Here is a 24,259-nt window from a genome sequence, read left to right as displayed (position 1 = left end):
CCTGGAGGGATAGTAACAAGAGAATGTTTGAGCGCCAGAAGTTGAGGAAACGGCCTCAGAAAGCAGCTGCATAAAACCGGACATTTCTATTTTGGTAAAAATAGGACATTTCTATTTTGGCTTGACACGGCGGTTACTTTTATGTTGACAAACTTGCAACAATCGTTTAATATTTGTTGCCTTCGTATGTTGGCGCATCCTATTCCGGGGGAATGACATGAAAAAACCCATCAGCTGGTTTCTCGATGTGCATCGCTACGGCCAATTGGATCTCGAGCCTCCCTACCAACGGAGAAGCGTCTGGACGGTAAAGGACAGGAAGTTCTTCCTCGATACGGTGTTCAGGAACTATCCCTGCCCGGCGGTCTTCCTCCACAAGGACATCAACTACGGTGAAGGCAAGATGTACTACCATGTCATCGACGGCAAGCAGCGCCTCGAGACCGTGATCCTCTTTTTCCAGGACCAGATCGCCATCGATCCGGGGTTCGGCGACCCGCGGCTGAGCGGCAAGAAGTGGAGCGACATAGAAGACGATATCGAGCTGAAGACGCGGTTTCTCAACTACCAGCTGACGGTCGAGGATATAACGACCGACGACAAATACGTCATCAACGAGGTCTTCGAGCGGCTGAACAGGACCTCCCGGAAGCTCGAACGCCAGGAGCTGCGCCATGCGAAGTACGACGGCTGGTTCATTGCCGCGGCGGAGAGAGAGGCGGAAAAAGAGGAGTGGGAGCGCCTGGGCATCGTGACCAAGGCGCGGATGAGAAGAATGAGGGACGTGCAGTGCATCTCCGAGCTCCTCGCGGTGCTGCTGAAGAACCGCATTATCGGCTTCACCCAGGAAACGCTCGACGATATCTGCGCCGAATACGATACGCCGCACGAGACCTTTACCGATTTCAACGAGGAGACCTTCCGGAGAAAGCTCGATTTCACCAAGACCTTTATCCTCTCGATGGAGGAGCACAACAAGGCGGTGTCGAAGTACACGCGGAGCTTCGGCGACTTCTACAGCCTCTGGGCCTTTGTCGGGCTCAACCAGTACCAGCTGCCCTCCCCGGAAGTGACTGCCGAGCGTTACGCGGCGTTCATGGGCCAGGTGGCGACCCTCACCAAGGTAAAGGATATAAAAGCGATGCGGGATTATGAGGGCGGGTCGTATCCCGAGGCATTCAGCTACCTGAAGAGCGCCGGCCACGCCAGCACCGACCAGCAGCAGCGGGAGAGGAGAAACGGCATCCTCGAGCAGTATATACTGAACGGCCGGGAGCAGAGGGCTTCGGCCCCGGCCCATCCGATAGCCCAGCCGGCGGCCCCGGCACCTCTCCAGCCGGCAACCTATGCCGAGGAGAGCGGGAACGGGAAGCATGCGGTAGAATCCACCCTGTAAGACCGCTGCACGCGCCGTACGTAAAGGCAGGGGGAATATCCCGCGGTTACTTTCCGGGATATTCCCCCTGTTCCCTTTCCTACCTGCCCGCCCGTGCGGGAAGCATCACTGCTTTTTCGCCATAGGCGGCGTCGGTACGCCTTTGCTGTGGCAATCGCCGCAGTTCTGCTGGGCGGTGATGCCGAACGCCTTCGAGGGGACGGTCCCCGCTGTCTCGTACTTCTCGTCTTTCCAGGTATTCAGGAGCTCGACGAGTCGATGGGCGACGCTCGCCGTGACTCGCGCGCACCGGTCCCTCCGCTCGGGGCTCCCCAGCTCTTTGCCGGCAGCCTTCATCCATCTGCCGACCGAGACATGGCAGAGCGGGGAGGTGCTGACGGTCTTCTGTATATCCGCTTTCACCCTGGGGTCCCGGGGAGTATACACCGGCATCATGGCGTCGGAGTACCACTGCAGCAGCTCACTCCCCATCAGCATGCCGTCCTCGGACCCCGTGGTCCTCGGCCCGAGGATCAGGTTCGTAACGATATTGGCCCCTGCGTTCGAGCCGCAGATGGTCCCCCATCCCGACATGCCGCCTTCGAGGAAGATGAACGCATCGACCGGAAACGAGGTGTACGGTTCTCCGACCTTCTCCCTGAGCTGGCTGAATACGCTGCTGATGACCGCAGCCCCGCAGAACACCCGGTACCACTCCTTGTAGGCGAGCTCCGCGGTCGTCACGGGGTCCAGCTTCACATACGGCCACGGCCACTTCTCGGCGGCGCCCGCTTTCGCCTCCGCTTTCGACAGCGACCCGCCCAGGTGAGCCAGGACCGCTCCTGCTGCCGCAGCACCGGCAGCGCCCAAGACATCTCTTCTTGACAAACGTTCATGTATCATCAGCATCTTTCTCCTTTTTTGAAATTGGTGTACAAAGCGGCTCCGCCCTCCGGAGGGCGGAGCCGCGCACAGGGGGAACAGGGCCGTAGAGCCGTTCGGCAGCAACACACGGACCCTGATGCAAAAGCGTTCTGTCCGGGACCTGCGGTCAGGCTTCCGGAGGGCGGTCTTCCTTGAGGGAAAGCAGGGACGGTTTATATGACGGGTTCGGGATACCGAGATAGCCGAGACACTGCAGCGAGCAGAGCCTGCAGGGGCGCTCCTGGATGGCGGGGGCATCGGTGTTGACCGAGAAGGCGGCGCCCGCCTTATGACAGACATCGAGCGTAACGAGCTGCGGCCCCCCTTCGTCCCGGGAGGGCAGAACGGTGACGGACAGAGGGGAGACCATCAGGATGAAGAGCACAAAAAGCAGCGCTGTCGATGTTCGCACCATTGCCTTTAGATTCTGCCTCATTCACGACGCGTTGTCAATCAGGCTCTGCATGCGCCGGCGCATGCGGAGCCTAGAGTTTGTAAAGCTCTTTTGCGCCCAGCATCGTGATCTTCGCCTTCTTGAGGGCCCTGATGCCGGCATTGATATTTTCGGTGCGGAGTACCACCACAGCCTTTTCGCCCTTCTTCTCGACAAAGGCGTACATGTATTCCACATTGAGGCCCGCATCGCTGAGCGCCCTCAGGACTTCCGCGAGGCCGCCCGGCCGGTCCGAGACTTCGACGGCGATCACCTCGTTCTCCCGGACGGTGAATTTATTCTTTTCGAGGACCCTCTTGGCCTTGTCGGGATCAGGGACGATGAGCCGGAGGATGCCGAATTCCGAGGTGTCGGCGATCGAGAGGGCGCGGATATTGATCTTCGCCCTGCCGATCGTCTCGAGCGCCTCGAGGAGCCTGCCCTTTCTGTTCTCCAGGAATATCGATATCTGCTGTACCTTCATCGCGGTCTCCTCCTGCGTTTAGAGTTGTCTTTGATCGAAGACGCGCTTCGCCTTGCCCTCGCTCCGCGGGAGGCTCTTCGGCTCGACGAGCGTCACCTTGACCCGCAGGCCGATCGCCTCGTCAACAGCCTTCTCGAGCTTCCTCCTGAGCTCCTCCATATGCCTGACCTCGTCGGAGAAGACCTTCTTCGATACCTCCACCTTCACCTCGACCTCGTCGAGGTGGTGCGGCCGGGTTACGAAAATCTGGTAGTGCGGCTCGATGCCCTTCACCGAGAGGAGCGCCTTTTCGATCTTGGAAGGGAAGACGATGACGCCCCTGACCTTGAGCATGTCGTCGCTCCGGCCGGTGATCCGGTCCATCTTGACCGTGGTCCTGCCGCAGTCGCAGACATCCCGCGTGAGGGAGGTGATATCCTTGGTCCTGAAGCGTATGACCGGCATGCCCTCGCGGGTGAGCGTGGTGAGCACGAGCTCGCCCTTCTCTCCCTCGGGGAGCGGCTCGCGGGTATCGGGTGCGATGATTTCGGGAAAGAAGTGGTCCTCGGCAATATGCGAGCCGGTCTTGGCCATGCACTCCTGGGCCACGCCGGGGCCGATGATCTCGGTGAGGCCGTAGATATTCAGGGCATGCAGCTTGAAGCGCTTCTCGATCTCGTTCCGCATGCGCTCCGTCCACATCTCGGCGCCGAAGACCCCTGCCTTCAATTTGATCTTCTTCTTGCTGACCCCCTCTTCCTCCAGGGCTTCGGCAAGATAGAGCGCATACGACGGCGTACAGGTGAGAATGGTGGTGCCGAAGTCGGCCATGACCTGTATCTGCCGCTTGGTCTGGCCCGCCGATATGGGTACGACGACGGCGCCGATCTTCTGCGCGCCGTAGTGCACGCCGAGGCCTCCGGTGAAGAGGCCGTAGCCGTACCCGTTCTGGATGAGATCCCCCCGCCCCGCGCCCGCCATCGTGAGGGCACGGGCCACGACTTCGCCCCAGAGGTCGATATCGTTCCTCGTGTAGCCCACGACCACGGGCGTGCCGGTCGTGCCCGAGGAGCTGTGCACCTCGACGATCTCGCTCTGCGGCACGGCGAACATGCCGAAGGGGTAGACCTCCCGGAGGTCCGCCTTCTCGGTGAAGGGAATCTTCCTGATGTCGCCGAGGGTCTTTATGTCCGAAGGTTTGAACTTCGCGGCGGCGAACCGCTTTTTGTAGAAGGGCACGCGCTCATACGCGTATCTCACGATGGCCTGCAGCCGTTCGAGCTGCAGCTTCTCACGCTCTTTCGCCGGCATGCACTCGGCCTTTTTGTCCCAGATCATGACACGACTCCTCGCTGGTGCGTTGTAGTATTAGTAGAACCGTATCGGCTCGTTTTTGAGCAGCTCCTTCGCCGCTGCAACGTCCTCGACCTCGACGATCAGGTATGCCGTGTGCCGGGACTCGATGACGAGCACATGGATGTTTTCGACATTGATCGCGTGCTTGCCAAGGACCCTGACCACTTCGTAGAGCATGCCGGGCCGGTCTTCGAGCTCGATGCCGAGCACCTCGTTGAGCGACACCGTAAACCCCTTCTCCTTGAGGCTCCTGGCCGCCTCGTCGGTCTTGTCGACGATGAGCTTGACCGCGCCGAAATCGCCGATGCTCGAGATGTAGATGGCGAGGATGTTGATCCCCTCGTCGGCGAAGACCTTGGTCATTTTCTCGAGCCTGCCCGGCCTGTTTTCCGCAAAAACCGACAGCTGTAGCAACGCAGCCATACACCCTCCTCACTACGCGTACTGCGTGATGCGCAACCCGCAACCAAAGCAGTCAAAGCAGGAGAGTTGCAATCAGCACTCTCCGTGCCGTGTTCCTCACTCGTTACGCGTCACGGATCACGAGTTACGGCCTTTACAGCGTTCTCTTGTCGATGACCCTCTTCGCCTTGCCTTCGAATACCGGCAGCGTACCCGGCTCGTGGAGCTCGACCTTCGGCTTCACGAGGATTTCGTTTTTCAATCTATCGGTAATCACGTTCTGGAGCTTCACCAGGTGCGTTACGTTGCCGTCGAAGAGGTCCCGCGCGATCTCCACCTGGACGGTCATATGGTCGAGGGACTCGAGGACGATCTGGTAGTTCTGGGCAACTCCCTTGACGCCCATGAGGATATTCTCGATCTGCTGGGGGAAGATATTGACGCCCTTGACGATGAACATATCGTCCGTCCTGCCGAAGATCCGGGATATCCTGCGATGGCTCCGGCCGCAGGGGCAGGGCCCGGGGAGGACGGCCGTGAGGTCCCGCGTCCGGTACCTGAGGATGGGCATACCCTCCCTGCAGAGCGAAGTGAGGACGATCTCGCCCTTCTGCCCGTCGCTGACCGGCTCGTCCGTCTCGGGGTCGATGATCTCGAGGAGGAAGTTGTCCTCCCAGAGATGCATCCCTTCCTTGCGCTCGCACTCGAAGGCGACGCCGGGTCCGTTCATCTCGGAGAGGCCGTAGGAATTGTAGACATCGATCCCGTAGAACTGCTCGATCTTCTTTCTCGTCTCCTCGGAATAGGGCTCGGCGCCCATGTACGCCCGCTTGAGCGAGAGGTCGCGCCGCGGGTCGATGCCCTTCCTGTCGAGCACATCCGCGAGGTAGAGCGCATAGCTCGGCGTTATATGGATTGCGGTGGTCTTGAAATCCTGCATGAGGGTGATCTGGCGGTCCGTATTCCCCGGGCCTGCGGGCACGATCAGCACCCCCACCTTCTCCGCGCCGTAGTGCATGACGAGCGCGCCGGTGAAGAGACCGTAGGTCATCATGTTCTGGAGCACGTCGTTCTTCCGCATGCCGGTCATCGTGAGGCAGCGCGCGATGAGGTCGGCGCCGCGGTCGATGTCGCTCTTCGTGAAGAAGATCGCCTTCGGCTTGCCGGTGGTGCCGCTCGACGTATGGACGCGTACGATCTCCTCCCTCGGGACGGCGAGCAGCCCGAAGGGATAATGGGCGAGAATATCCTCCTTGGTGGTGAAGGGGATCTTCCGGGCATCGGCGAGCGTGGCGATGCTCCCGGGGGCAAGCCCGCGCTCATCGAACTGCTTCCGGTAGAACGGCACGTTCTCGTAGACCCTGCGCACGACCGCCTGCAGCCGCCCGAGCTGCAGCTCTTCGAGCCTCTTCCGCTCTATAGTTTCTGATTCCTGCTGCCAGAACATTACTTCTTTCCCGCGACCTCTCTCCCTTTGTAAAACGCCGCGATGTTCGCCTCCACGAATTTCGCGGGGACCGACTCCCGTATCGTCTGTTCCCATACCTCCTGCGCGAAAGGAAGATAGTGCGAGAGCGTGCCGACGAGCACGATGTTCTCCGCCTTCGGCGTACCCGCTGTCTTGGCGATCTCGAGGGCATCGAGCGCATCCACCAGGAATCCCTGCGCCTCGAGACGCGCCAGCGCGTCATCAGGATACGGCGTTGCAGGATTGCTATTCGGCGGAGGGACCTTTCTCCTGTTCAGGACCACCCTGCTGCCCGGCTTGAGGAAGTAGGTGTAACGGAGTCCTTCGAGCTCTTCCATGGCGACGAGGAAATCGGCTTTTCCCGTGGGGATGAGGGGAGAGTAGACTTCCTCGCCGTAGCGGACATGGGTCACCACGCTGCCGCCCCGCTGGGCCATGCCGTGGACCTCGCTGCTTTTGACCATGAACCCGGCATTGAAGGCGCAGCGGGAGACGAGCCTGCTCGCGAGAATGATGCCCTGGCCTCCTACACCTGAAAAGAGTATATTCGTAGTTCCCATCGAGTACCTTCTTTGCGCTGAAATGAGTGTTTCGAAGCGACGAAACACAGGATTGTATCACAGATCAAAAAGACGCCGCAAATACCGGATTTGCCTTTCTCTCAAGGTTGGTATAGAATACCAACTATGAAGGCGACGCTTGTGCTCCATAGCAAGGAGGTCAAAGGCGATAAAATCGTAGAAATTAAGATATGGAGAGTTGCCGAAAGCGGTGATATGCCGCATGGCGTAAAATATTCCATTGTTTACATCAAGGGGGGGAGAAGGCTGCTCGGGTACGATAATGCCGAAGGCAAAGGAGACCACAGGCACCTGTATGGGGAGGAGCATCCCTATACGTTCAAAGACGTGTGGACAATGCTCGATGACTTTAAATCAGACGTGAAGAAAATCCGGCGGAGGGATTGGGATGAAGGTTAAGAGGATAACAATAGAGATAAAAGGCCTCGATGAAGCGCTGAAAGAAGCGGGACGCACCTATGAGAAGGTATCGCGCGGAGAACAGGTTGGGGAAAAGACCGGGCTCTATTTCGGCAGCCTCAAGGACATGAGGCGAGTGCTCACGGAGAGGAGGGTCGAGCTCCTCAAGACCATTAAAGAAAGAGAGCCGTCGTCAGTGTATGAGCTCGCAAAGATGCTCAGGAGGGATTTGAAGAATGTTCTGCAGGACATTTCCTACCTGGAAGAGCTCGGTCTCGTAGAGATAACGGAGACAAAGGACAGGAAGATACCGCGGGTATCGTACGATAAGATCAATTTTGAGGTGGCTCTATAGCCGTTCCTCATTCCCGAGGTACGAGCTCCGCGGTCTCCTGCAGGAAGGCGTCCATCTCCGTATCCGTCCCGATACTCACCCGCAGGTAGTTGTCGATCCTCGGCTCGTTGAAATACCGCACCAGGATGCCCCTCTCTTTGAGCTGCTGCTGCAGGCTGGCGGCGCGTGCGCGGGGGTGGGTGATGAAGACGAAATTCGCCTGTGAGGGAATGACCGTAAACCCCAGTGCCGTCAGCCGTTCAGAGACCCGGGCCCTCGTCCGCCTGATCTTCTCCACCGTCTCTTCGAGATAGGCCCTGTCCTGCAGCGCCGCCGCTGCACCGGCGAGGGCGAGGGGGTCGAGGGTATAGGCATTGATGCAGTTCTTGACCCGGTCGATGCCCCTGATCAGATCGGCCTGCCCGAGGGCGAAGCCGACGCGGAGCCCTGCAAGGGAGCGGGACTTCGAAAGGGTCTGGGTCACGAGCAGGTTCGGATATTCCGGGATGAGCGCTGCAGCCGAGGGGCCTGCGAAATCGACATACGCCTCGTCGATGATGACGACGCTATCCCTGTTATGATCGAGAATGCTCCTGATCGCTTCGAGCGGGACATACCGGCCGGACGGCGCATTCGGGTTGGGGATGATGATACCGCCGCTCTTTCCGAAGAACCGCTCGACCGGCAGGGAGAAGTCCTCGCTCAGGGGAACGGTCTCGTAACCGATGCGGAACAGGCCGGCAATGGTCCGGTAAAACGTGTAGGTAGTGTCAGGCCAGGCAAGGGGCTTGTCAGGGCCGAAAAAGGCGGGGAAGGCAAAGGCCAGCACCTCGTCGGAGCCGTTGCCGACGAAGACCTCGTCCATGCCCAGATTGAAAAACCCGGCTATGCTCTTCCTGAGCTCCCTGCATTCGGGATCAGGGTACAAGCGAAGCCGTTCGTTGATGGCGTTTTTAACGGCTTCCAGCACCCGCGGCGACGGCGGATAGGGATTCTCGTTGGTGTTCAGTTTTATATAGGTCCTGCCGGACGGCTGCTCGCCGGCTACGTAAGGCTTGAGGGCCCGCGCAAGATCGCTCCAGTATCTGCTCACGCTATCGCCAATCCTTTCCTTTCGCGATCCTATAAATATCTTCCCACTGCCAGGGCTATCGCCTTCATCTCGCCCATGAGCGTCACGAACTGCCCGGGGTTCAACGATTGCGCGCCGTCGCAGAGCGCTTTTTCGGGATCGGGATGCACCTCGATGATGAGGCCGTCGGCGCCCGACGCGACGGCGGCCTTCGATAACGAGGGGACATACTGCACATGCCCCGCAGCGTGGCTCGGGTCGACGATGATCGGCAGGTGCGACTTCGCCTTGACGACCGGGACGCAGCTGATGTCGAGGGTGCTTCTCGTCGAGGTCTCGAAGGTCCTGATGCCCCGCTCGCAGAGCACCACGTTCCTGTTGCCTTCGGAGAGGATATACTCCGTAGCCATGAGGAACTCGTCGATGGTGGTCGACATGCCGCGCTTGAGGAGCACCGGCTTCTGGGCCTGGCCCAGCAGCGAGAGAAGGGCGAAGTTCTGGATGTTGCGCGCGCCGACCTGGAACATGTCGGCATACTTGTAGACCAGGTCGATGTCCTTGGGGTTCACCACTTCGGTAACGATGGGGAGGCCCGTCGCCTCGCGCGCCTTGGCAAGATACTTGAGCCCTTCTTCTCCGAGGCCCTGGAACGCGTACGGGCTCGTCCTCGGCTTGAAGGCGCCGCCGCGGAGCATCTTCGCGCCTGCGGACCGCACCTGCTCGGCGACCTTGACCATCTGCGCCTCGCTCTCGACCGAGCAGGGGCCTGCGATGACCACGATCTCCTCTCCGCCGATCCTGATGCCGGCCACCTCGACGATCGAGGTCTCGCGCTTCACCTCCCTGCTCGCGAGCTTGTAGGGCTTCGATATGGGGACGATCCGGTCGACCCCTTCGAAATCCTCGATGATATTCACCTCGTCCCGGTTGCCGCCCAGGCCGATGAGGCCGACTACGTTCCGCTCCTTACCGTAAATGACATGGGGCGTAAAGCCGAGCTCTTCCGCCTTTTTGCAGACACGCTGCAGGTCCTCTTCGGTTGCTCCTATCCTCATGACGACGATCATCTCGATACCTCTCCTTTAAAATAGAAAGTCCAAACGCGAAGCGCCAAATTCGAAACAGCTTCACCATTCGAATACTGCAATTCAGCTCCGGAGGTGAACCGTTGCATTTGCTCAGGACCTGGCGCTCGAGATTGGGGATTTATCTGTCCGGGGCAGCGGCAATGCCGTAGCCATCCCCTGGGCGATGAGCTTCCCCGACTTTTCGCTCTCCGCCTTGAACTCCACCACCAGCGAGCTCTTGCCTTTATGGACCGTCCTCGCCTCGGCGCGCACATGATCGCCAAGGGTGGTGGAGCGGAAGATATTGAAGCTCCACTGGACGCCGACAGCATCGACGACCGAGTTCACCGCGAGGGCAAAGGCGACATCCAGGAGACCGAAGACCAGCCCGCCGTGAGCGATCCGGTGCGCGTTGAGGAACTGCTCCTTCACTTCCGCCCTGACAACCGCGTGGCCCTCTTTCGCCTCGACCAGCTCCATGTCGAAGAGGTGGAAAAGCCGGTCACCTTTGATAATCTCCTTGATCCTGCCCATCGAAGCGCCCTTTCAAGTTTTCTGGTTTTCCAATAAGTTTAGCAGCATCGTCGTAATAAATTCCAGTAAGAGCCCCTTTCAGCAGGCGCGGGGCGTTGACCCGGCAGGGCAGATGATCGGGGGGGCTGGGCTCCTTTTTGGGGCGTGAATTAGTCGTTGATGCCCGATCAAAGCACGTACTGAATAGAGAACTTTACTCACGAGCAAAGGGTGTGGGGCAAGACCCTGCTTTGCCCCCAGAGAACTCAGACACGCCCCAAAAAGGAGCCCAGCCCCCCCGATCAGACCACATGAAAGTCTGAGACATCTATATCCGGCTTTCGTGCGCAGCCTTCGCCGATGCTGTTTACGGGTGGTGCGGTCTTCTCAAGAAAACGGTCAGGAGGATCGCCAGCCCTGCACAGACCGCGGCCATATAAAAGCTGCCCGAAAAGCTCCCGGTCGCCTCGGCGAGTGCTCCGGCTACCGCGGGCCCCGCGATCTGGCCGAAGCCGAAAATGAAGGTGATGAAACCGAAGGCGGCGATCGCTTTCTCGGCTCCGACATAGTCGCTCACTGCCGCGAGCATGATCGAGGGGATGCTCCAGGCCACGATGCCGTAGAGACCTATGGAGAGGTAGAGGAAGATGCCGGGCAGACCCGAAGCAGCGAGCAGATAGGAGCTCATCTGGAACAGGAAAACGATGATGAGTCCTGCTTTTCTGCCCAGCCGGTCCGAGAGGCTGCCGAAGACCGGTCCTGAAAAGAGGCTCAGGAACCCCACCCAGGCCCAGAAATTTCCGGCGACGGACTCCGAGAACCCCCGCTCCTGGACAAGCGAGGTCACAATGAAGGTCGCATAAATCACATAGGTGTAGCCGAAAATGAAATAAATCGCGCCGAGCAGGTAGACCGCCTTCTCTTTGTAGACATTGACGTCCGGCCTGATCATGCCGCCCTGCTGCGGCGCAGGGCCGGCATCACTCCCCACCGGCTTCAGCCCCTTCTCTTCCGGCCTGTTGCGGAGCAGCAGGAGGCAGAGCAGCGCGATGACAAGCACCGCGAGCCCCAGGAGCAGCCAGCTTATCCGCCACCCCTCGCTGCCGCTGAGCCTGTTGATGAAGGGGATGGCCTTACCCGAAATAATCATTGCGAAGCCGCTACCGATGACGATGAATCCCGATGCCCTCCCCCGCTGCTGCCTGCTGAACCACGAGGCCACGAGGCCCATCATCGGTACATTGGCGGCGCCGCTCCCCATGCCGGTGAGCAGGTAGAGCAGCGAGAGGGAGACAAAGCCCTGCACCCGGCTGATGACGAGCATCGATACGCCGATGAGGAGCAGCGCTATGACGACGAGCCTTCGCGGCCCGATACGGACCGCCCAGAAGCCGCTGAAGAGCACCGCTGCAAGATAGCCTATGAAATTGGCGGTACTGACGATCCCCATCTGGGCATAGGTGAGATGCAGCGTCTGTGCCATTGAGGGCAGCAGCATGCCGAGGGCAAAGCGCCCGAACCCGAGGCAGGCGAGCACACAGACCGTTCCCGTGGCGACGATGACCCAGCCGTAATGGAACGGGAGGCGGCCCGCTGCCGCAGTCGAGGGAGCTCCGGTATTTTCCACGGAATAACTATAGCACAAAAGAAAAGAGGAGATTTCTCCTCTTTTCTTGCAGTTGCGAGGCGCATGCTCTTTTCGAACCGGCGCAGGGTTATGTATAATAGGTGGCTTTATTTTCCTGCCTTTTTCCGGGAGGAGGAATAGTGCCATAAACCAGGAGGAGGAGAGATGGGTACAACCAGGGCGAAGGTGGCAGCACTCATTGCAGCGGCAGTGGCAATGATTTCTCTCGCCGTACCGTGCCACGCCAAAGAGCCGTACAGGATCGGCGCGGTCCTTGCCGTTACCGGCGCGGCTTCCTTTCTCGGCGAACCTGAAAAAAATACGCTGCTCATGCTCAAAGAGCAGCTCAACGCGGCAGGCGGCATCAACGGGACGCCCGTAGAGATCGTCATCGAGGATTCGAAGAGCGACGAGACCCAAGCGGTGCTCGCAGCGAAAAAGCTCCTCGAAAAAGACGAGGTGCTGGCGATCATCGGCCCCTCGACCACCGGCGAGTCGATGGCCCTCATCCCGATCATGAATGCGGCGCAGACGCCGCTCATTTCGCTCGCCTCCGGGGCGGGCATCACCCTGCCGGCAAAGAACCGCGCCTGGGTCTTCAAGACAGCTCCCTACGATTACTCCGCGGTCGAGGCGATGTTCACCTACATGAGAAAACAGGGGGTCGCGAAGGCCGGCATCATGACGATAACCACCGGCTACGGCGATTCAGGCAGAAAGGCACTCATCGACCTGGCGCCCAAGTACGGCATCACGATCGTCGCCGATGAGCGGTACGGTCCCAAGGATTCGGACATGACGACCCAGCTCGCCAAGATCAAGGCTGCAGGGGCACAGGCGGTGATCAACTGGTCCGTCGGTCCCGGCCAGGTGGTGGTCACGAAGAACTGGAACGCCCTCAAGATGGGCATCCCCCTCTACCAGAGCCACGGGTGGGGAAGCAAGAAGAATATCGAGCTCGCCGGAAAGGCAGCGGAAGGCGTTATCGCCCCGCTGGGGAGATTGGTGGTCTGGGACAAGCTCGCGGACAGGCATCCCCAGAAGGCGCTCCTCAAGAAATACTCCCAGGATTACGAGGCGAAGTTCAAGGGCGAGCCGGGGACCTTCGGCGGCCATGCCTACGACTCGCTCATGATGGTCGTAGAGGCCCTCAAGAAAGTGGGGCCGGACAAGGCGAAGGTAAGGGACTACATTGAAAACAAGATCAAGAAGTGGCCCGGGACCGGCGGCGTCTTCACCATGTCCCCGCAGGACCACTGCGGACTCGACAAGGACGCCTTCGAGATGGTGGTCGTCAGGAACGGTGACTGGGAGATCCTGAAGTAGCGCCGCTTCAAGTGTGCCTATGCTTAGTACGTATTATGCAGGTATAAGCAGAACAAATAGTGAAAGGGCGGGCTTTCCAGTATAATAGACGTCTCGTATAAACCGTAGAATGCGGTCTGCATGATCAGCGTTCACCGACAGATCAGAGGGAGGGCGAGGTATGAAGCGTGGTTTCGGGTTGTTCACGGCACTTCTGGTAATTATACTTTTTGCTGCATTTTCCTTTGCAGCACCGGCAAAGGCGCCTTACAGGATCGGCGCGATCTTTTCGGTGACCGGCGCGGCTTCCTTTCTGGGAGAGCCCGAGAAAAATACCGTTCTCATGCTGGCCGAGCAGATCAACGCGGCAGGCGGCATCAACGGGCATCCGCTCGAGGTTATCATCGAGGATTCGAAGAGCGATGAGACCCAGGCAGTCCTCGCCGCAAAGAAACTCCTCGAAAAAGACGATGTCGTGGCGATCATAGGGCCGTCGACAACCGGTGAATCGATGGCGCTGGTCCCCATAATGACTAATGCGAAGACTCCCCTGGTCTCCTGTGCAGCGGGCGCCGGCATCACCCAGCCGGTGAGCGAACGGTACTGGATATTCAAGTCGCCCCAGTACGATACCAGCGCCGTGGAGGCGATTTATACCTACATGAAGAGGCAGGGAATCGCGAAGGTGGGAATCGTCTCAATCGCGACCGGCTTCGGCGATGCAGGAAGAAAGGCCCTTAACGACCTGGCGCCCAAGTACGGCATCACGATCGTCGCCGATGAGCGGTACGGTCCCAAGGATTCGGACATGACGACCCAGCTCGCCAAGATCAAGGCTGCAGGGGCACAGGCGGTGATCAACTGGTCCGTCGGTCCCGGCCAGGTGGTGGTCACGAAGAACTGGAACGCCCTCAAGATGGGCATCCCCCTCTACCAGAGCCACGGGTGGGGAAGCAAGAAGAATATCGAGCTCGCCGGAAAGGCAGCGGAAGGCGTTATCGCCCCGCTGGGGAGATTGGTGGTCTGGGACAAGCTCGCGGACAGGCATCCCCAGAAGGCGCTCCTCAAGAAATACTCCCAGGATTACGAGGCGAAGTTCAAGGGCGAGCCGGGGACCTTCGGCGGCCATGCCTACGACTCGCTCATGATGGTCGTAGAGGCCCTCAAGAAAGTGGGGCCGGACAAGGCGAAGGTAAGGGACTACATTGAAAACAAGATCAAGAAGTGGCCCGGGACCGGCGGCGTCTTCACCATGTCCCCGCAGGACCACTGCGGGCTCGACAAGGACGCCTTCGAGATGGTGGTCGTCAGGAACGGCGACTGGGAGATCCTGAAGTAGTCGGCGGAGGGATAAGGGCAGGACGGGCATCGTGTCCTGCCCTGTTGCATAGTCTGGTCGTGGAGGAGTGTCGTTGACCGTTTTCTTACAGTTTCTTTTTTCGGGCCTCACTGTCGGCGCGGTGTATGCGCTGGTCGGACTCGGCTTCAACATCATCTACAACGCCACCTCGATCATCAATCTCGCCCAGGGCGAGTTCGTGGTCATCGGCGGCCTGGTCATGTGGTTCTTTACCCAGTCGGTACAGCTGCCTTTTCTGCCCTCGCTCCTGCTGACGCTCCTCACCGCAGGCCTCATCGCGCTCCTCATGGAGCGGCTGACGATCAAGCCGCTCAAGAAGACCGACCTGCTTCTGATGATCATGATTACGGTCGCGGTCTCCATTCTTCTGCGCGGCCTGCTCATGTTCAAGTTCGGCAAAGAGCCCTACGTCTATGACCCGTTTACCGCCGGAGAGCCCCTGCAGATTCACGGCGCCATCCTGCAGCAGCAGACGCTCTGGATCTTCGGCATTACCCTGCTCTGCATCGTCCTCATCTACCTCTTCTTCAGCAGGACGCTCCTCGGCAAGGCGATGCGCGCCTGCGCCGTAAATCCTACGGCGGCAAAGCTGGTCGGCATCAATGTAGAACGGATGATCATGATCTCCTTTGTCCTGAGCGCGGCAATGGGCGCCCTTGCGGGCATCGCGATAACGCCGGTCTCGCTCATGGAGTACGACAAAGGGCCTATGCTCGCGGTCAAGGGATTTTCCGCGGCGATCATGGGAGGGCTCGGGCGGGGGCGGGGCTCGGTGCTGGGCGGCTTCATTATCGGCATACTCGAATCGATGACCGCCGGGTATCTCCACTCCGGGCTCAAAGACGCGGTGGCCCTCGTCATCATGCTCGCGGTGCTTTTCTTCAAGCCCGCCGGGCTCTTCGGGAGCAAGGCGATGCTGCAGCTGAGGAAATTCTAGATGTCGAAGGGCAATCGCACCGCCTATGCAGTCTTCCTGGTCCTCATCGCGCTCTTCCCGCTCCTCTTCGGGAAGAGCTCCTACACGACCAGCGTAGCGCTCTTCGCAGGGATCAACGCCCTCGTCGCCCTCGGGCTGAGCGTGCTCATGGGGTATGCCGGGCAGATATCCCTCGGCCAGGCGGGCTTTTACGGCATCGGGGCCTATGTCTCGGCCCTGCTGAGTGCGCGGTACGGAGTTCCCGTCCTCCTCAGCCTTCCTGCGGCGATGGCGGTTGCAGCGGCCGCTGCGGTAGTGCTCGCGATCCCCGCACTCCGTCTCAAAGGCCATTATCTCGCCGTCGCTACCCTCGGCTTCGGCGAGATCATCCATGTGGTCCTCAACGAATGGGGACCCGGCGGGCCCTCGGGCTTCGGCGATATTCCCCCTCTGGGCATCCTGGGATATACCCTGACGTCGGCGAGCGCCTGGTTCTACTTCGTATGGGGCATTGTGGCGATAGTCATGCTCTTTTCCTTCAATCTCATCCATTCGCGGAACGGCAGGGCGCTCCGCGCCATCCACGACAGCGAGACCGCCAGCAACGCCATGGGCGTCGATGTCTCGGCCTTGAAGGTGAAGGTCTTCGTGCTGAGCGCGGTCTACGCTGCCCTCGCCGGCGGCCTCTACGCGCACTATGTAACGTTCATCAGCCCCGGCAGCTTCTCCCTCTTCTACTCGGTGCTGGTGCTGATGATGGTGGTGGTGGGCGGAATCAACAATCTCTGGGGAGCGGTCGGCGGCTCGCTCTTCATCACCGTACTGCCCGAGGCCTTGCGGCAGTTCCAGGAGTTCGACATCCTCGCCTACGGCCTGATCCTCACCCTCTCGCTCCTCTTTTTCAGGAAGGGCTTCGTCCCTCTCCTTATCGAAAAAATCCGTTTCCGCGCTCTGCGCAAGAGCCCGAGGACCGCTCCTTCCCCACCCCTCGGAGCAGAAGGCGCGGAAGCGATGGGGAAAGGAGGCCGGCCCGATGCTCGGGATTAGCGGCATCAGCAAGCATTTCGGCGGCCTCCTCGCCCTCGACGATATCAGCTTCTCGGTCGAGCCGCTCGAGATCAAGGCGCTCATCGGTCCCAACGGCGCCGGGAAGACGACGCTGCTGAATATCGTCAGCGGCGTTTATCCGCCCGATAAGGGAACCGTGGCGCTCTCGGGAGTGGAGATCAGCGGGCTCGCCCCTTCGAAGATCGCCCGAAGAGGGGTCTCCCGCACCTTTCAGCATGTCGATCTCTTCGGCGCCATGACCGTGCTCGAAAACATCATGGTGGGCCGGCACCTCAAGACCCGGGCCGGCTTCCTCGCATCGGGACTTACCCTGCCCTTCGTCAGGCGCGAGGAGCGGGAGATCAGGAAGAAGAGCGAAGAGATCCTCGAGTATATCGGCCTGGCGCACCGCGCGGAGGAGCTCGCCGCGAACCTGCCGATCGGGGAGGAGCGGGTCCTCGAGATCGGCCGGGCCCTGGCGACCGAGCCGAAGCTCCTGCTCCTCGACGAGCCGGCGTCGGGGCTCAACGAGGCGGAGACGATCGCGCTCACCCGGTTCATCAAACGGCTGCGGGACGAAAGAGGGATTACCATCATGCTGGTGGAGCACGATATGGGGCTGGTGATGAACCTGTCGGAGAGGATCGTCGTCCTCGACTTCGGCGAGAAGATAGCCGAGGGCACCCCCTCCGAGATCAGGGGGAACAAGCTCGTCATCGATGCCTATCTCGGTGTGGAGGACATCGCCTGATGCTGCTCGGGATCAAGAATCTGAGGGTCTCCTACGGCGGCATCAGTGCCCTGCACGACGTCTCTCTCTCCTTCGACGCAAAGAGCATCGTGAGCATCATCGGCGCCAACGGTGCAGGGAAGACCACCCTGCTCAATGCCGTCATGAATGTCGTCCCCATCGTCTCGGGCACAATTCATTTCGACACCGCGAATATTACCAATGCCCCTACCCATGAGCTCGTCAAGAGGGGGATCAGCCTGGTGCCCGAGGGCAGAATGCTCTTCGGCCATCTCTCGGTCCAGGACAATCTCTCCCTCGGCGCCTATCTTTTTTTCGGCAAACTCGGCAGAAAGGAGGTGGACAAACGGGCGGACAGGGTCTTCGAGCTGTTCCCCATCCTCAAGGAGCGGAAGAAGCAGCTGGCAGGGACGCTCAGCGGCGGGCAGCAGCAGATGCTCGCCATCGGGCGGGCGCTCATGGCATCGCCGCGCCTGCTCATGCTGGACGAGCCGTCGATGGGGCTGGCGCCGCTGCTGGTCAAGGACATCTTCCGCGTCATCAAGCATCTCAACGACGAAGCGATGAGCATACTGCTGATAGAGCAGAATGCCCGGGCAGCGCTCAGGCTCTCCCACTATGCCTTTGTCCTGGAATCAGGCGAGATCGCGGGGCACGGGGCGGGAAAAGAGCTGCTCGACAACGAGAGAGTACAAAAGGCTTACTTAGGCGGTTAAAACAAAACAGGGAGGCAGGGATGAGAAACGTTGCACGGCTGTTTCTATTGATTTCAGTTGTTCTTTGTTTCGCCTCATCGGTCTATGCAGAACACCTCTTCGGGCCGGACGAGCTCGATACCACGTACGGCGCGGTCTTCAGGCTCCGGCAGGAGCTCTGGGAAAACGCCTTTGACGTCGATACCTTGGGGAGAAAAAATGATAATTTCTTCCGTCTTAAATCGTCCGTATTCGTCAATTTCGAGTACGCGAAAAAGTACGGTCTCTTTGTAAAGCTCACGAACGAGGCGAGATACTACATCAACTCCGGCGCCGCGGCGAACAACAGCTTCGACGAGGACGAGATAATTTTCGACAATCTTTATGCCGACTTCAAGAATGCTTTCGGGCTTCCCGTGGATGTGAGGCTGGGGAGGCAGGACTTTCTCAATTACTTCGGTGAGGGCTTCCTGGTCATGGACGGCACCCCGGCAGACGGGTCGAGGACCTTCTTTTTCAATGCCGCGCGGGTGACCTGGAAACCTCACAAGAACCACAGCGTCGATTTCGTATATATAACCGATCCCCGGACGGATATCTATCTGCCCATAGCCTACTCGGCAACCAAAAAGTCCCTGACCACCTCGGACGAGCAGGGATTTGTCGTATATGGAAAAAACAAGATACTCGATACCCTCCAGGTGGAGCCCTACTATATTCACAAGACCGAGGACTCCTTTTCAACGGTATCCCGGCTGCGGTTGAATACCGTCGGTGCACGGGCCGTTTTCACCTATAGCGGATGGAAGTTGAGAGGCGAGTACGCCCACCAGTTCGGGGAGTATACCAACGGAACGGACAGAAAGGGCGACGGCGGCTATGTCTTTGTCGGCCGCAAGTACGATAAAGTGATGTGGAAGCCGGAGTTCGATCTCGGGTATGTCTATATGTCGGGTGACGATCCCGCCACAACCACCGAGATCGAAAGCTGGAACCCGCTCTTCTCGAGATGGCCGATCTACAGCGAGCTCCTCGTGTTCACCCTCGCCAATGAGACCACCGCATTGGGCGGCGGCGTTCCTGCCTACTGGACGAATATGCATATCTACCGCGCGAACGTGAAGCTGAACTTCACCGATGCCACGAACCTGAACCTGTGGTATAACTATCTCAGGGCAGACGAGAGGACCAGCGCCCTCAATGCCAATATGTTCTCGAACAGCGGCAAGGAGAGGGGCCATCTCTACCAGGCGATGGTGAGCCACAAGTTCTCGAAGAAGGTCGACGGCTATGTGCTGACCGAGTATTTCGATCCCGGAGATTTTTACGGAAGAGCAGCAGACAACGCCCTGTTCTTCAGGTGGCAGCTGCAGGTTAAATTGTAATCCTTATTAGAGAAGGCCCCTCCCTTGCCGGGAGGGGCTTTCTTATCTCTCGATGGCGTAAAAACCCGGCTGAAAAGTATATAATAGACAGCTATGCATGACGTATTCTTCAATAAAACAGCCATCCTCGGTGTCGGCCTCGTGGGCGCTTCCTGCGGCCTTGCGCTCAAGGAGAAGAGGTTATGCACGGCGATCGTGGGGTACGGCAGGAGGGAAGAGAACCTCCGGCAGGCGAAGCGGCGCGGCATCATCGACGCCTACAGCCTCGACAGCCGCGCGGCGTGCGAGGACGCGGACCTCGTCATACTCGCCACGCCGGTCGGCCTCTTCAGCGGCCTCGTCGAGCAGATACGCCCGAGCCTGAAGAAAGGCGCCCTGGTCACCGATGTGGGGAGCGTCAAGGGATGCCTGGTCCCGGCGATCGAGGCGGTAATGCCCCAGGGGGTGGAGTATATCGGCTCGCACCCTATTGCCGGAGGCGACAGATCGGGCATCGAGGATGCGCGGGCAGACCTCTTCAGCAACGCCCTCTGCATCGTGACTCCCACAAGCCGTTCCGACCAGAAGGCCATGGAGCGGGTCGTCGAGCTCTGGAGGCGGCTGGGCGCCCGGGTAGAGCTGCTGGACCCCGATATGCATGACGAGATCTATGCGACCGTGAGCCACCTGCCGCACCTCATCGCCTACGCCCTCGTGAACACCGTCGGCGATATCAACCCCGACTACCTCGACTATACCGGCCAGGGGTTCCGGGATACGACGCGCATCGCCCTGAGCTCTCCCGAGATGTGGCGGGACATCGCGCTCCTCAACAGGGACAACCTCATCAAATTCATAGGTCTCTTCAGGAACAACCTCGATACCCTGGAGCGCCTGCTCGTCGCTGCCGACGACGCGGGCATCGAAGAAGAGTTCAGGAAGGCCCAGGCATTGAGGAGGAAGCTGCAGTAATATGCAGCAGGACAGGTGATCGATGAAAATGGTGCTCACTAGGGTCAGCCGCCTGAAAGGGGAGATCGTCCCTCCTCCCGATAAGTCCATCTCCCATCGCGCCGTGATGTTCGCTTCCCTTGCCGAGGGCACGAGCGTCGTAAGGAATTTCCTGAGGGCGGAAGACCCCCTCAGCACCATGAGGGCCTTCACCATGCTCGGTGTCGATATCCGGGAGAAGGGCGGCAGCGAGGTCGTCATCACGGGAAGAGGCACCCGGGGCCTCAAGGAGCCGTTCGATGTCATCAACTGCGGCAACTCCGGCACGACCGTGCGCCTCCTCTCGGGCATCCTCGCGGGCAATCCCTTCTTTTCGGCGCTGACCGGCGATGATTCCTTGAAACAGCGGCCCATGGCCCGCGTCATCACCCCGCTCAAGGAGATGGGCGCGCGCATCAGCGGAAGAGCAGAGAGCAGGTACCTGCCCTTTGCGATTCAGGGCGGCGGTCTGAAGGCGATCACCTATGCGATGCCGATGTCCTCGGCCCAGGTGAAGTCGTGCCTCCTCCTCGCCGGGCTCTATGCAGAGGGAGAGACGGCGGTCACCGAGCCCTATAGATCGCGCGATCACACCGAGAGGATGCTCGCGGCAATGGGAGCGTCCATCACTGTCGACCGGCTCACCATCCGCATCACGGGAGGGTCCTCGCTCGGCGCGGTCGAGGTGACCATCCCCGCCGACTTTTCGTCAGCCGCCTTCTTCATCGCTGCCGCGCTCCTCGTCCCCGGTTCGGAGGTGGTCGTTAAAAACGTGGGGATGAACCCGACGAGAAGCGGCCTCCTCGATATCATAAAAAAGATGGGGGCCTCAGTAGAGGTGTTCAACAGCCGGGAGGTTTCGGGAGAGCCGGTCGCCGACCTCGCCTGCACGACCGCCCGCAGCCTGAAGGCCGTCTCGATCGGCAAAGAGGCGATCCCCTCGCTCATCGATGAGTTCCCGATCCTCTGCGTTCTCGCGACACGGGCCGAAGGGGTCACCGAGATACGGGGCGCTGAAGAGCTCCGCGTCAAGGAGTCCGATAGAATCAAGGCCATGGCAACGGAACTGAAGAAGCTCGGCGTCGAGCTCGAAGAATACCCCGACGGCATCGCGATACAAGGGAAGACCGCATTGAAAGGCACCACCGTAGAGAGCTACGGCGACCACCGGATAGCGATGTCCATGGCCGTAGCCGCCCTGATCGCCGACGGCACAATGACGATCAACGACGCCTCCTGCGTCGATATCTCCTTCCCCGGATTTTTCGAGCAGCTGAAGACGCTCTGCCGGTAACATCACCTCACTGTATTCCCTCTCCTCTCTACTATTTTATATGTACAATCTAATTGACAGGCGGATCATTTTGTTATTACAATATAATTATGCGTTATGAATGGGATGAGGAGAAAAGGCAGCGCAATCTAAAAAAGCACAAGGTAGATTTCACCGCCGCCGCCGAATTCGATGGGGAGGCAGCCCTTGTCATCCCTGATACCCGAAGGGAATATGAAGAAGAAAGATTGGTAGCAATCGGCCCTGTAAACTCACGGCTCCACGTAATGGCACTTACCGTAAGGGGTGAGGCAGTAAGAGTAATAAGCCTGAGGAAAGCAAACGGAAGGGAGAGAAACTGTTATGAAGAAACCATTGGTCAATGATAAGGGAGAGGTGCGGGAGCTCACGGCTGAGGATTTCAAGAAGGCCCGCCATGCATCGGAAGTTTTGCCCGGCATCGTGAAGGCGCATAGAAAGGGCAGAGGTCCGCAAAAGACCCCTACAAAAGTTCCTACTACGGTAAGACTGTCTCGCGAAGTGGTGGAATATTTCAAATCCAAAGGCAAAGGATGGCAATCGCGTATGGATGAGGCGCTCAAAAAATATGTGCGGTCGCATTCGCCTAAGTGAGCGCTCCCGCTTTCCCGTGAATCCATCTCGCCTCCCTATGAGTGGCAATAGTCGAGCCTGACCCTCTGCCGTTGCCCGCAGTACTGCGGATTTGTGATAGCAATCACTACCTATTACCGCTTCTTCTGCTTCAGCAGCTTGCTCAAGCTCGCAATGACCTCGGTGTCTTCTATACGTCCCTTCTTGCGGGCGATCACCTTGACGATATCGGGGGCGACCACCTGGACCTCGGGGTCGGTTATGGTGCCCACATACTTATTGAGAGAGAAGACCCTCTTGTGTCTTCGTGAATAAAAGTTTACGGGATTCTGCCAGGGCTGGTGGCCGCCGGAGCTGTACATGCCGAATACGAAGAACATTGAATCAGGGGTCCAGGTCGCGCTCGCGACCACCCATCCGTGGCTGCCGTCAGGGGAGCTGTAGTCTTTTTCGAATACCAGCGCTCCGTTGGTCTTGCGGATCTCGATGCGGCTCTCCGGAAGACCGGTCCGGTCTTTGCCCACGTCGATCACGAGGGCGCGAAGGCGGCCATCGGGCGATCTATACTCCTTCTGCCCTCCCGCATGTCCCGCCGAGGGGAGTATGGCGACCATCATGACCATTAATATCCAGCGCTTCATGCAGGCTCTCCCGATCACCAGCCATGGTGAATTGACTTCGAAATCATCTCCATTATAGCAGAAGCCGGGGAGGTCAACGGGGGGCGATTCCGCAGCCTCTGCCGCACTGAGGAGGCAGCGTGCCCTTATGGTATAATTTTTCAGGACGTTCCCGATGGACACGATCGAAAAATTGAAGGTGCTCGCCAGAGATTCCCAGTATGACCTCGCCTGCGCATGCGGCACCGGGAATGACGACCGCCGGAAGCGGGGGCAGGAGGGAAAGTGGCTCTACCCGGTGACCCTTCCCCAGGGCGGCTATTCGGTTCTCCTGAAGACGCTCCTTTCGAACGCCTGCGTCAACGACTGCAAATACTGCCCGCTCCGCGCGCGGACCGATATGCGGCGCTGCACGCTCCTGCCTGAAGAGATAGTCCGGGTCTTTCTCGATTATTACCGGAGGAGGAAGGTGTTCGGCCTGTTTCTCAGCTCCGGCGTGATCGGCAGCCCCGACCATACCATGGACAGGATCACTGCGGTTGCCCGGCTGCTCAGATACAAGCACGGGTTTAAGGGCTACATCCACCTGAAGGTGATTCCCGGGGCTTCCGACGCGGCGATCGAGGAATCACTCGCCCTTGCGAACTCGGTCTCGCTGAATATCGAGACCCCCGGGAAGAAACACTTCGATCTGCTCTCGAACAACAAGGATTACCACAACGACATCCTCCGCCCGCTTAAGCTCATGAGCGCGCTCACGGGAAAGGGGATGAGGTTTTCGAAGGTCAAATGCACCACGCAGTTCATCGTCGGCGCGTCCGACGAGAAGGACGCCGAGATCGTCGATTACCTTTTCGGGCTCTACCGTCGCATGAACTTCAGGAGGGTCTACTTTTCGGCCTACCAAAAGGGGCTGGGCGACCCCGGGATTCCCGGAGAGCGGCATGTGCTCACGACACCCGACGAGCTCTTCGTGAGGGAGCACCGCCTCTATCAGGTCGACTTTCTCTGCCGCAAGTACGGCTTCGATAAAAGCGATATCATCTTCGGCGAGGATGGAAATCTTCGGCTGGACAGGGATCCGAAGGAGCTCTGGGCAGAGCGCCATCCTGAATTCTACCCGGTCAGGATCAACACGGCCGATAAGGAGGCGCTGCTGCGCGTGCCCGGGCTCGGGCCCGACACGGTCCAGAAAATCCTCAAGGCCCGGCGCGAGGGGAGAATCGCACGGCTCGAAGATATCGGGGTAAAAGGCAGGAGAGGCGAGAGAATAAAGCGGTTCGTCATCGTCGAGTAAGGGGCCCTCTCCCTT

27 protein-coding genes are annotated in these 24,259 nt (G+C 59.3%); 15 read left to right on the top strand and 12 right to left on the bottom strand.

What is annotated here, in order from left to right; genetic code table 11:
- Positions 1–217 precede the first annotated feature (217 nt).
- Positions 218–1,396, top strand: coding sequence for a DUF262 domain-containing protein (locus AB1805_03845; GenBank protein ID MEW5744559.1), 1,179 nt, complete (start codon positions 218–220; stop codon positions 1,394–1,396).
- Positions 1,397–1,501: 105 nt separating this feature from the next.
- Here the strand turns inward: AB1805_03845 and AB1805_03840 are convergent, their stop codons facing one another.
- The 7 genes from AB1805_03840 to AB1805_03810 form a co-directional block, all read right to left on the bottom strand.
- A complete protein-coding gene (locus tag AB1805_03840) occupies positions 1,502–2,278 on the bottom strand; it encodes a C-GCAxxG-C-C family protein (protein ID MEW5744558.1) in 777 nt (258 codons plus the stop codon).
- A gap of 148 nt (positions 2,279–2,426) precedes the next feature.
- On the bottom strand, positions 2,427–2,735 hold the full coding sequence (locus tag AB1805_03835) for a hypothetical protein (GenBank protein MEW5744557.1): 309 nt from the start codon (positions 2,733–2,735) through the stop codon (positions 2,427–2,429).
- 49 nt (positions 2,736–2,784) lie between these two features.
- Positions 2,785–3,216, bottom strand: a complete 432-nt coding sequence (locus AB1805_03830) for an ACT domain-containing protein (protein MEW5744556.1) — start codon at positions 3,214–3,216, stop codon at positions 2,785–2,787.
- Positions 3,217–3,234: 18 nt separating this feature from the next.
- The gene (locus tag AB1805_03825; GenBank protein MEW5744555.1) at positions 3,235–4,533 is read right to left on the bottom strand and encodes a phenylacetate--CoA ligase; all 1,299 of its coding nucleotides are present in this window, start codon (positions 4,531–4,533) and stop codon (positions 3,235–3,237) included.
- Between the two features lie 30 nt (positions 4,534–4,563).
- Positions 4,564–4,974, bottom strand: a complete 411-nt coding sequence (locus AB1805_03820) for an ACT domain-containing protein (protein MEW5744554.1) — start codon at positions 4,972–4,974, stop codon at positions 4,564–4,566.
- A 133-nt stretch (positions 4,975–5,107) separates the two neighbouring features.
- Positions 5,108–6,400: a phenylacetate--CoA ligase gene (locus tag AB1805_03815; GenBank protein ID MEW5744553.1), complete on the bottom strand. Its 1,293-nt coding sequence runs from the start codon at positions 6,398–6,400 to the stop codon at positions 5,108–5,110.
- Positions 6,400–6,981 (bottom strand): indolepyruvate oxidoreductase subunit beta, encoded by a 582-nt coding sequence (locus AB1805_03810; GenBank protein MEW5744552.1) that lies wholly within the window; start codon positions 6,979–6,981, stop codon positions 6,400–6,402. Before AB1805_03810 ends, AB1805_03815 begins: the two co-directional genes overlap by 1 nt.
- Positions 6,982–7,107: 126 nt before the next feature.
- Between AB1805_03810 and AB1805_03805 the strand changes: the two genes are divergently transcribed.
- Positions 7,108–7,401, top strand: coding sequence for a DUF6516 family protein (locus AB1805_03805; protein ID MEW5744551.1), 294 nt, complete (start codon positions 7,108–7,110; stop codon positions 7,399–7,401).
- On the top strand, positions 7,391–7,756 hold the full coding sequence (locus AB1805_03800) for an ArsR family transcriptional regulator (protein ID MEW5744550.1): 366 nt from the start codon (positions 7,391–7,393) through the stop codon (positions 7,754–7,756). Before AB1805_03805 ends, AB1805_03800 begins: the two co-directional genes overlap by 11 nt.
- 7 nt (positions 7,757–7,763) lie before the next feature.
- Here the strand turns inward: AB1805_03800 and hisC are convergent, their stop codons facing one another.
- The 4 genes from hisC to AB1805_03780 all read right to left on the bottom strand — a co-directional run bounded on the left by hisC (position 7,764) and on the right by AB1805_03780 (position 12,014).
- Entirely contained in the window at positions 7,764–8,828 is a 1,065-nt protein-coding gene (gene hisC, locus AB1805_03795) for a histidinol-phosphate transaminase (GenBank protein MEW5744549.1), read from the bottom strand.
- A gap of 29 nt (positions 8,829–8,857) precedes the next feature.
- Entirely contained in the window at positions 8,858–9,874 is a 1,017-nt protein-coding gene (gene aroF, locus AB1805_03790) for a 3-deoxy-7-phosphoheptulonate synthase (GenBank protein ID MEW5744548.1), read from the bottom strand.
- A gap of 111 nt (positions 9,875–9,985) precedes the next feature.
- Positions 9,986–10,408, bottom strand: a complete 423-nt coding sequence (locus tag AB1805_03785) for a PaaI family thioesterase (GenBank protein MEW5744547.1) — start codon at positions 10,406–10,408, stop codon at positions 9,986–9,988.
- Between the two features lie 346 nt (positions 10,409–10,754).
- A complete protein-coding gene (locus AB1805_03780; protein MEW5744546.1) occupies positions 10,755–12,014 on the bottom strand; it encodes an MFS transporter in 1,260 nt (419 codons plus the stop codon).
- A 165-nt stretch (positions 12,015–12,179) separates the two neighbouring features.
- On the opposite strand from AB1805_03780, the gene AB1805_03775 reads away from it, so the two are divergent.
- The 11 genes from AB1805_03775 to AB1805_03725 all read left to right on the top strand — a co-directional run bounded on the left by AB1805_03775 (position 12,180) and on the right by AB1805_03725 (position 22,348).
- Positions 12,180–13,340, top strand: coding sequence for an ABC transporter substrate-binding protein (locus AB1805_03775; protein ID MEW5744545.1), 1,161 nt, complete (start codon positions 12,180–12,182; stop codon positions 13,338–13,340).
- A gap of 160 nt (positions 13,341–13,500) precedes the next feature.
- Complete coding sequence (locus tag AB1805_03770) at positions 13,501–14,658, top strand: ABC transporter substrate-binding protein (GenBank protein ID MEW5744544.1); 1,158 nt, start codon at positions 13,501–13,503, stop codon at positions 14,656–14,658.
- 73 nt (positions 14,659–14,731) lie between these two features.
- Positions 14,732–15,616 carry a branched-chain amino acid ABC transporter permease gene (locus AB1805_03765; protein ID MEW5744543.1) on the top strand — a complete coding sequence of 295 codons (885 nt, stop codon included), beginning with the start codon at positions 14,732–14,734 and terminating at the stop codon, positions 15,614–15,616.
- The gene (locus tag AB1805_03760; protein ID MEW5744542.1) at positions 15,617–16,642 is read left to right on the top strand and encodes a branched-chain amino acid ABC transporter permease; all 1,026 of its coding nucleotides are present in this window, start codon (positions 15,617–15,619) and stop codon (positions 16,640–16,642) included.
- Positions 16,629–17,393: an ABC transporter ATP-binding protein gene (locus AB1805_03755; GenBank protein ID MEW5744541.1), complete on the top strand. Its 765-nt coding sequence runs from the start codon at positions 16,629–16,631 to the stop codon at positions 17,391–17,393. The genes AB1805_03760 and AB1805_03755 overlap by 14 nt, the downstream gene beginning before the upstream one ends.
- Positions 17,393–18,109 (top strand): ABC transporter ATP-binding protein, encoded by a 717-nt coding sequence (locus AB1805_03750; GenBank protein MEW5744540.1) that lies wholly within the window; start codon positions 17,393–17,395, stop codon positions 18,107–18,109. The genes AB1805_03755 and AB1805_03750 overlap by 1 nt, the downstream gene beginning before the upstream one ends.
- Positions 18,110–18,129: 20 nt before the next feature.
- Positions 18,130–19,473: an alginate export family protein gene (locus AB1805_03745; GenBank protein MEW5744539.1), complete on the top strand. Its 1,344-nt coding sequence runs from the start codon at positions 18,130–18,132 to the stop codon at positions 19,471–19,473.
- A gap of 93 nt (positions 19,474–19,566) precedes the next feature.
- Positions 19,567–20,424: a prephenate dehydrogenase/arogenate dehydrogenase family protein gene (locus tag AB1805_03740; GenBank protein MEW5744538.1), complete on the top strand. Its 858-nt coding sequence runs from the start codon at positions 19,567–19,569 to the stop codon at positions 20,422–20,424.
- Positions 20,425–20,446: 22 nt separating this feature from the next.
- On the top strand, positions 20,447–21,736 hold the full coding sequence (gene aroA / locus AB1805_03735) for a 3-phosphoshikimate 1-carboxyvinyltransferase (GenBank protein MEW5744537.1): 1,290 nt from the start codon (positions 20,447–20,449) through the stop codon (positions 21,734–21,736).
- Between the two features lie 89 nt (positions 21,737–21,825).
- The gene (locus AB1805_03730; GenBank protein MEW5744536.1) at positions 21,826–22,101 is read left to right on the top strand and encodes a BrnT family toxin; all 276 of its coding nucleotides are present in this window, start codon (positions 21,826–21,828) and stop codon (positions 22,099–22,101) included.
- Positions 22,079–22,348: a BrnA antitoxin family protein gene (locus tag AB1805_03725; protein MEW5744535.1), complete on the top strand. Its 270-nt coding sequence runs from the start codon at positions 22,079–22,081 to the stop codon at positions 22,346–22,348. The genes AB1805_03730 and AB1805_03725 overlap by 23 nt, the downstream gene beginning before the upstream one ends.
- Before the next feature lie 113 nt (positions 22,349–22,461).
- On the opposite strand, the gene AB1805_03720 is transcribed toward AB1805_03725, so the two are convergent.
- Positions 22,462–22,968 (bottom strand): hypothetical protein, encoded by a 507-nt coding sequence (locus AB1805_03720; GenBank protein ID MEW5744534.1) that lies wholly within the window; start codon positions 22,966–22,968, stop codon positions 22,462–22,464.
- A 154-nt stretch (positions 22,969–23,122) separates the two neighbouring features.
- On the opposite strand from AB1805_03720, the gene AB1805_03715 reads away from it, so the two are divergent.
- Complete coding sequence (locus AB1805_03715) at positions 23,123–24,244, top strand: radical SAM protein (protein ID MEW5744533.1); 1,122 nt, start codon at positions 23,123–23,125, stop codon at positions 24,242–24,244.
- The last annotated feature ends 15 nt before the right edge of the window (positions 24,245–24,259 follow it).

The sequence above is a fragment of the Nitrospirota bacterium genome (genome assembly GCA_040752355.1).
GTDB lineage: Bacteria > Nitrospirota > Thermodesulfovibrionia > Thermodesulfovibrionales > Dissulfurispiraceae > JBFMCP01.
Note: the sequence above shows the minus strand (reverse complement) of the source record. Positions and strands in the feature narration are given on the sequence as shown.